This is a genomic window from Sinomonas sp. (genome assembly GCF_036848755.1).
Taxonomy (GTDB): domain Bacteria; phylum Actinomycetota; class Actinomycetes; order Actinomycetales; family Micrococcaceae; genus Sinomonas.
This window is the reverse complement of sequence record NZ_DAIUJO010000041.1, coordinates 1-7,055: the sequence shown is the minus strand read 5'-3', so window position 1 is coordinate 7,055 and position 7,055 is coordinate 1. Positions and strand designations below refer to the sequence as shown.

The following is a 7,055-nucleotide window of genomic DNA, read 5'->3' as shown; positions in this document are numbered from 1 at the left end:
CTGCGCCCTCCGGGACTGCGCCGCCCTCGGCCGTCACGCCCTGTCGGCGAGGAGGCCGAGGATCTCCTCGGTCGTTCCGGACTCACCGATCCGCGGGAAGACGGTGCTGACGGAGTTCTCGTGCGCGGCCGGGCTGAGGTCCGTCATGGCATCGCGGGCGAAGGCCACGTTGTAGCCCAGGTCGTAGGCGTAGCGCGCCGTCGACTCGACGCCGACGCTCGTGGAGATGCCAGTGAACACGAGCTGCGTCACGCCGCGCTCCCGGAGGCGGTCGTCGAGGTCGGTCGTGGCGAACGCGCCGATGCTGCGCTTGGTCACAAGGATGTCGTCCTCGGACGCGTTCAGCCCCTCGACGAGGTCGAAGTACTCCGCGGGAACGTCCGCGGGCAGACGGCGGGGCGTCTCGTTGCGGCCGCCCGGGGCGCCCGCGACGGTGACGAGGACGACCGGCAGGCCCTCGGCTCGGAACGCGTCGGCCAGGGCTTTGGAACGCGAGACGACGTCGGCGATGAGCGGGGCGCCGTCCGCCGGAGGCTGTGGCCGGTTGACGATGCCGTTCTGGAGGTCGATGACGACGAGGGCAGCCTGGGGGTCGAGGGCAGAGATGGTCACGCGGGACTCCTTCGAACGAGAGACGGTGCTGAGAGCGGAAGATCGGTCATTCAGGCGTTGCCCACAATCCGCGAGAGCAGCGCGATGGCTTCGTGGACCCGCTCCAATTCCTCGCGCGTGAGCTCTCGGCTCAAGGCGCGCTGGAGCCAGTCCTGGCGGACGAGACGGCTCGCGGCGATCTGCTCGCGCGCGGCGTCGCTGAGCGAGATGGACGCCTTGCGGCGGTCGGCTGGGTCGGGGTCCCGCCGGAGATAGCCAGCCTCCTCGAGGGCGGCGACGGTCGCCCCCATCGACTGGGGGCGCACCCCTTCGGCCCGGGCGAGGTCGCTCACTGTGGCCGGCCCTTCGCGCTCAAGGCGGGAGATGAGGTTGAGCTGCGAGCGCGTGAGGTCCCCGACGTCCGCCTGCTGCCGGAGCCGGCGATTGAGCCGCCCGAGCACTCCGCGCAGCTCGGCCGCCACGCGTGCCGCGGACGCACCACCGGACGCTGTTTCTTCCACCCCACCATTGAAGCATCTTTGAAGGAATCTTCACAGTCTGCCTTCATATCTTCTCCCACGGCCGCCATTCAGCCCGAGAGGCTATCGTGAGTCCATGGCGAAGTTCTTCGGCTCGCTTTTCGGCAACGGGCGGGAACCAGAGCGCGCGCCCGACGACGACCTCTCCACGACGCAGGCCCAAGAGCTCGAGCAGACGCGCGGGGCGCTCGCCGAGCTGCGCAGCTCGATCCGGCGCGCGGGCTCGCTCCTGCCTCCGCTCGCGTCCTCGCACATGCGCCAGATCGACGACGTCCTGCGCCTCCTCATCGACTATGTCGCGGAGCACGGGGCCTCGACCGAGCAGCGCGTCCTGCTCCACGCGATCGCCTCGGACTATCTGCCGACCTCGCTCCGCGTCTACAGGGCGCTCCCGCCCGAGACCCAGACCGAGACGAGCCCCGAGACCGAAAAGCTCCTCGAACAGCTCGACATCCTCTACGCGACCGCCCTCGACCTCGACCACCAGGTGCGCACCGGAGCGATCGCCGAGCTGAGCGCCCACGGCCGCTTCCTGCGCGACAGGTTCGACGTCGACGGCGTCCGCATCCATCCCGGGGCTCAGGAGGCAGGCTGATGGGCACGCTCGCGGCAGGGGAGAGCGTAGGGCTGACGGGGCAGGACCCGGGCCTGACAGGCGTCATGGTGGCCATGGGCTGGACGGTCGAACAGGCCTCCGGGCCGCAGGCGGAGCCGGTGCCGCTCGCCATCGTGTGCGGCGACGACGGGCGGGCGCTCACGCCCGAGCACCTCGTGTTCTTCAATCAGCTCACGACGGCGTCCCCCGGCGTCGCGTTCGCGCTCCCCGATTCTGGCGGGAACGGGGCAGGCGACGCGTCGGATGCCGAGCAGGTGGACGTCGACTTCTCGCAGGTGCCGCCCGACGTCGCCCGCATCGCATTCGTGACCTACATCGACCCCGAGGTCCGCGGAGCGGGCTCCTTCGCGCAGGTCAGCGGGCTGCACCTCCGCGTCGTGCGCCCGGACGGCTCGGAGCTCGTCCGCTTCGACGCCTCGCCCGCAGACCCCGAGGAAGCTCAAGCCGTGCTGTGCGGCGAGCTGTACCGCTACGAGGACGGCTGGGCCTTCCGGGCCCTCGGGCGCACGTACGAGAACGGACTCGCGGGCGTGGGAGCCGAGTTTGGGCTGGATGTGTGATGCCCGAACAGCACCCGCTCGATTTCCCCTACCTCACCCGCCGCATTGCCCCCGGCCGTCATGACGACGGCCTGACCCTCCCCCGCACGGGCGGCCCGGACCTCGCGTCGGGCCCTCCCGAGCCGCGCCTGTACCCGGCCCCGGCGTTCGGCGTCCGGCCCGAGCTCACGGCGAGGGACGCCGTCGTCCGCCTGAACGCGCGGCAGTCGGGAATCGGCTCGCTCTTCGTCACCGGTTCGCGGGGCACCGCATGGGAGGACCCGGCGCGCATCACGGGCGCCCAGAGCGTGCACCGCGAACAGATCGGGACCATCCTCCAGACCTCCGGCGGCCGCCCGCTCGTCGGGTACGTCAACCGGGACGCCGTCGTCGTGCTGCGGCACGTGCGCGAGCTCCGGCGGGCCCTCTTCATCGCCGGAGCGGGGGCGCTCACGGTTCAGACGTTCGACGGCTCGACGGCCGCCGTCGCCGGTTCACTCGCCGAGGGCCAGCGCACGGTGCTGACGCTCCTGCGGATCGGCTCCGTGCTCGAGTTGCGCGCGGAGTCGGTGCCCGAGGAATGGGACGACGGTCAGATCTGGCGCGAGTTCGGATTCACCATGACGATCGGGCTCGTGCGGCGCCGCTGACGCCGCCCGATACCCGCAACGCACGGCTCACGCGGCGGGGACCTTCCCCCACTCCTCGGCGAGGAGGCGGAAGCTCCGCTCGCGCAGGGCGGGGTCGTGCGAGTAGCCCGTGAGGATGACCTCGTCGACCCCGTAGGAGGCCGCGAAGGTCCGGAGGAACTCGGCCGCCTCCCCGGGCGTGCCGACCGCAGAGATCCGCAGAGCGGACTCCGCCATCTGCTGCTCGTGGGGCGCCCAGTCCATCTCACGGACGGGCGGCTTGATGGGGCCGCGCTCGCCGCGCCGGATTCCGAGGAACATCTGCTGGTGCGACGTGAACAGGTATTCGGCCTCGTCGCGGGTGGGTGCGACCATGAGGTTCGCGCCCGCCATGACGTACGGCTCCGCAATCTGGGCCGTGGGGGCGGACGGGTTGAACATCTGGCGATACGTCCAGATCGCCTCGCTGAGCTGGAAGGGGGCGAAGTGGCTCGCGGCTGCGTACGGCAGTCCGAGCTGGCCGGCGATGGCCGCGCCCGCCGTCGAACTCCCCAGAACCCAGAGCGGAACGTGCGTGTTGCGCGCGACCTCGGCATGAACGCCGAACGAGAGCTGGACGGATTCAGCGTCGTCCTCCTGCTCCCCGAAGTACCAGGCGAGCAGTTGGATGCTCCGCGCGAAGTGCTGCTCGTCGTCGTCCCTCGCGCCCCTGCGAAGGACCGCCGCCGTCCGCGGGTCGGTTCCCGGCGCGCGGCCGAGTCCCAGGTCGATGCGCGGCCCGTAGAGGTTCGCGAGCGTGCCGAATGCCTCGGCCACGGCAAGGGGAGAATGGTTCGGCAGCATGATCCCGCCCGAGCCGATCCGGAGCGTGCTCGTGTTGGCCGCCGCGTTCGCGATGAGCAGGGCCGTCGCGTTCGAGGCGAGAGCCGCCGTGTTGTGGTGCTCCGCGTACCAGAGCCGCGAATAGCCGGCCTCCTCGACGGTCCGTGCGAAGCGGGTGGCGCTCGAGAGCGCGTCAGCGACGGAGGAGCCTTGGACGACGGGAGCGAGGTCGAGGACAGAGAGCGCAGTCACAGGATCGTGAACCTCGGGACTGCGGGTCTTGTTCCCCTCGCGACCGGAAATGTGGTCTGCTTCACAAGGCTGGAGAGAGATTTGTCACTTTCGATAACGTCTCCATTGCTTTTCGACAACATCACCGCCACGCCATTGAAAAGCACCTGACCGGGTAAGCAACAATGGATCTTGTCCGGGGCGCGGTCGGCCCCCAGGACTTTCTCACACACTTCTCTGGGGATGGGAGACAGCGTGGACGACGGAACCGTTGTGGCAAACCTCGTGTATGGCGGCACGCTCATGATCGGCGGCGTCATGCTGCTGATCATCTTCGTCTCGCTCGTCGGCACGATGCTCATCGCCGGGGTGGCTCAGTCCCTCATCTCCCTCGTCAAGCTCGGCTCCCGGCTGTTCGTGTACCGCCCCGAGCGGACGACGGCGGTCGAGGAGACCGCGCCGTCGCACGTGCGCAACGCCGTGCTCGCCAAGGCCGACGCGATCCTCGCGGCGTCGCGGGTCCAGGCCGAAGAAGCCGCCGCCGTCGCCAAGGCCGAGGAGGCCGCGGTCGCGGAGGCCGAACGGATGCGCCGGGCCGCCAAGACCGAGGGCGAGAAGGCACCCGCAGCTCGCGCAAAGGCCGTTGCGGAGAAGGGCGCCCTCACGCTGGCCTTCTCTGACCGCACGGGACCGCTCACCGGGACCCAGCCGCTCGTCAAGGCGGGCTGAGACCCCGGCCTGGCCGCCCACCCCCGGGGTTGGGTTCACTCGCCCTCGGCGAGGAGCGCCGTCGTCCGGTACGGGATGACGGTCCGCAGGATCATCCGGGTTGAAGTCCTCGTGATCCCGGGGCACAGACGGATCTCCTCGGAGACCCGGTAGAGGTCGTCCGGGCTCGTCGCGACGACGCGGATCAGGAGATCCGTGTCGCCGGCCGGGGCCAGGCACTCGAGGACCTCGGGGATCTCCCGCAGCGCCGCGATCGCTTCGTTGAGGTGACTCTGATCGAGCTCGGCCGCCACTTCGGCCGAGACGCCCCGGCCCAGCGCGGTCGCATCGACCCTCGTGCTGTGCAGGCGGAGGGCGCCGCCCGTCGTCATGCGCTCGAGCCGTGCCTGGACCGTGCCGCGCGCCAGTCCGAGCCGCTGGGCCAGCACCATGATCGGCATGCGGGGATCGGAATCGAGCGCGAGGAGGATCCTGCGGTCGGTCGGGTCGAGCTGAGGCAATCTGATCACTTCTCCCGGGACGAGGACGGTGGCATTGGTCAGATCGACCAGTCTATCCGGTGACTCTTGCACCGACTGCCCACCGACTGCTGGAATGTTGGCAATCCGCTCAACGGTTCACGAGACCGCTGAGCTCGGCTACGGCCCTGGCGCACACCACCGTCGAGGAGCCGGACAACGGGCGCGCAGCGTCCCGGCCGCGTTCGCAGCTTCTTGTTCACACAGCTGAGGGCCCCTGACCTGACCGCATCATGCGCTCGGATCAGGGGCCCTCGGCGTGGGTTCACCGCGTGTGGAGGACGCCCGCAGCTACTCGGGGGGCTCCCCCGTGAGCCGCTCGAAGTCGCGCAGCCACAGCTCCCGCACCTCGGCGTCCTTGTCTCGCTTGGCACCCGGGCGACGGCCGCCGTCGTGCGCCTTGCGCAGCGCGGGGCGCCGCCCCACGCCGACGAGCAGGAGCGCGCGCTCCGTCATGGCCCCGTGACGGAGCAGGAGGGACGTACGACGACGCCGCATCACCTCGCGGATCGCGTCCTGAGCGTCCGCCCGCCGGCCGAGCGAACGCAGCGCCCGGGCCCGCAACAGGAGCAGGGCCGCGGCCAGGTCGTCGCGATTGGTGAGTCCCTCCGTCCACGAGATGACGTCGACGGGTCTGCCGAGGATCTCGGCGAGCCGGGCGCCGGCAAGCGAGGCAGGGAGGGACGGCGGGAGGGGTGCGAGGGCCGCGAGGGCGTCCCCGGGGTGGCCGATCTCGCGAAGGCTGTGGGCGAGCGCGAGGCACACGGCCTCCTCGCTGAACAGCACCTCGACGCTCACGCCCTCGGACAGCTCGATCCACTGCGACCACGCGCCCAGATAGTCGGCGGCGAACTGCGCGGCCGCGTGCTCGTTCTCGCCCGCGAGCCCGCGCTGGAGGAGTTCGGCGGCCTGCGCGTGCTGATGCTCCCGGTACGCGAGCAGTCCCGCCATGACGTAGCACAGTCCCGACCAACCGACGTGGGAGCGGGCCAGGACGACGAGCCGCTCGGGCTCCTTGAAGCGGAAGACGGCGTCGAACACGGCGCGCTCGGTCTTTGCAGGGAACCTCCGCAGCCGGGGACTGGCCGGCCGCCGGCCGAACCGATCCAAGACCCCGTGGACAGGCGTGGAAACCCGCACGCCACGGAAGGGCGTGAGGTCACGGGGGTCGTGAAACGTGCGCTGGCGGTCCACGTCGCTGGAAGCCATGGCCTCCATGCTAACGAACGTGCTCATCGGTTCGAGAAGTAGATCCAGGCCGCGATCACCCAGATCGTGACCGCGGCGGCCGCGCACGCGAACTCCGCGAGGTGGCCGATCCCGATGGCCTTGAGCGCCACGAGCGACGACGACGCCGCAGTCCGCAGGTCCCGCGTCCGCACCCATTCGCTCCCCAGGAGCCCGACGGCGAAGCCGATGAACAGGCCCAGCACCGGCACGACGAACATCCCCACGACGCCCACGACCGTCGCCGCGAGGATCGAGCCGTTCGGGATCCGCCGGGCGGCGAGCCGACGGCCCGTGAGCACGAAGGAGGCCGCCATCCCCGCCGCGAACAGCACGGTGCCGACCGCGAAGACGATCCACCCTGCCGAGCCGGAGCGCCCGAACAGGGCCCACTCGAGAAGCGCGAGGATGCCCAGCACACTCCCGGGCAGGACCGGTACGATCGTTCCGACCACCGCGACGGCGAGGGCCAGGCCGGTCAGGAGTGCAGCGAGAGCGGGTCCGTCCACGGGACCCCAGCCTAGCCCAGCGGCGCCCGCGCCCTACTCCCCCGGGACGACGGCGGCGGCCACCGCGGCGGTGACGGCCGGGGCGACTCGCGGGTCGAGCGGGCT

The 7,055-nt window shown here is 70.7% G+C and carries 10 protein-coding genes; 4 read left to right on the top strand and 6 right to left on the bottom strand.

The features are described from left to right. Positions 1–33: 33 nt before the first annotated feature. Together V7053_RS08620 and V7053_RS08615 are read right to left on the bottom strand one after the other, a co-directional pair. Complete coding sequence (locus V7053_RS08620) at positions 34–612, bottom strand: isochorismatase family protein (RefSeq protein ID WP_334171868.1); 579 nt, start codon at positions 610–612, stop codon at positions 34–36. Between the two features lie 50 nt (positions 613–662). Next, complete coding sequence (locus tag V7053_RS08615) at positions 663–1,112, bottom strand: MarR family winged helix-turn-helix transcriptional regulator (RefSeq protein ID WP_334171867.1); 450 nt, start codon at positions 1,110–1,112, stop codon at positions 663–665. Between the two features lie 94 nt (positions 1,113–1,206). Between V7053_RS08615 and V7053_RS08610 the strand changes: the two genes are divergently transcribed. Genes V7053_RS08610 through V7053_RS08600 form a run of 3 tightly spaced genes read left to right on the top strand, consistent with a single transcriptional unit; the run spans position 1,207 to position 2,935 of the window. After that, positions 1,207–1,725 carry a hypothetical protein gene (locus tag V7053_RS08610; protein WP_334171866.1) on the top strand — a complete coding sequence of 173 codons (519 nt, stop codon included), beginning with the start codon at positions 1,207–1,209 and terminating at the stop codon, positions 1,723–1,725. After that, on the top strand, positions 1,725–2,306 hold the full coding sequence (locus V7053_RS08605; protein ID WP_334171865.1) for a TerD family protein: 582 nt from the start codon (positions 1,725–1,727) through the stop codon (positions 2,304–2,306). The genes V7053_RS08610 and V7053_RS08605 overlap by 1 nt, the downstream gene beginning before the upstream one ends. Further along, positions 2,306–2,935, top strand: a complete 630-nt coding sequence (locus tag V7053_RS08600) for a hypothetical protein (RefSeq protein ID WP_334171864.1) — start codon at positions 2,306–2,308, stop codon at positions 2,933–2,935. Before V7053_RS08605 ends, V7053_RS08600 begins: the two co-directional genes overlap by 1 nt. 27 nt (positions 2,936–2,962) lie before the next feature. Here the strand turns inward: V7053_RS08600 and V7053_RS08595 are convergent, their stop codons facing one another. Next, complete coding sequence (locus V7053_RS08595; RefSeq protein ID WP_334171863.1) at positions 2,963–3,988, bottom strand: LLM class flavin-dependent oxidoreductase; 1,026 nt, start codon at positions 3,986–3,988, stop codon at positions 2,963–2,965. 234 nt (positions 3,989–4,222) lie between these two features. On the opposite strand from V7053_RS08595, the gene V7053_RS08590 reads away from it, so the two are divergent. Next, positions 4,223–4,696: a hypothetical protein gene (locus V7053_RS08590; protein WP_334171862.1), complete on the top strand. Its 474-nt coding sequence runs from the start codon at positions 4,223–4,225 to the stop codon at positions 4,694–4,696. 35 nt (positions 4,697–4,731) lie between these two features. On the opposite strand, the gene V7053_RS08585 is transcribed toward V7053_RS08590, so the two are convergent. From V7053_RS08585 to V7053_RS08575, 3 genes are all read right to left on the bottom strand, one after another. Further along, positions 4,732–5,196 carry an Lrp/AsnC family transcriptional regulator gene (locus V7053_RS08585; RefSeq protein ID WP_334171861.1) on the bottom strand — a complete coding sequence of 155 codons (465 nt, stop codon included), beginning with the start codon at positions 5,194–5,196 and terminating at the stop codon, positions 4,732–4,734. 309 nt (positions 5,197–5,505) lie between these two features. After that, complete coding sequence (locus V7053_RS08580; RefSeq protein WP_334171860.1) at positions 5,506–6,423, bottom strand: hypothetical protein; 918 nt, start codon at positions 6,421–6,423, stop codon at positions 5,506–5,508. 23 nt (positions 6,424–6,446) lie between these two features. Further along, positions 6,447–6,950: a DUF456 domain-containing protein gene (locus V7053_RS08575; protein ID WP_334171859.1), complete on the bottom strand. Its 504-nt coding sequence runs from the start codon at positions 6,948–6,950 to the stop codon at positions 6,447–6,449. Positions 6,951–7,055: the final 105 nt, after the last annotated feature.

Excerpts from the sequence above, each read along its gene's own strand:
- V7053_RS08610 (WP_334171866.1), top strand. The coding sequence starts at position 1,207 with ATGGCGAAGTTCTTCGGCTCGCTTTTCGGCAACGGGCGGGAACCAGAG.
- V7053_RS08580 (WP_334171860.1), bottom strand. The coding sequence starts at position 6,423 with ATGGCTTCCAGCGACGTGGACCGCCAGCGCACGTTTCACGACCCCCGT.
- V7053_RS08600 (WP_334171864.1), top strand. The coding sequence starts at position 2,306 with ATGCCCGAACAGCACCCGCTCGATTTCCCCTACCTCACCCGCCGCATT.
- V7053_RS08605 (WP_334171865.1), top strand. The coding sequence starts at position 1,725 with ATGGGCACGCTCGCGGCAGGGGAGAGCGTAGGGCTGACGGGGCAGGAC.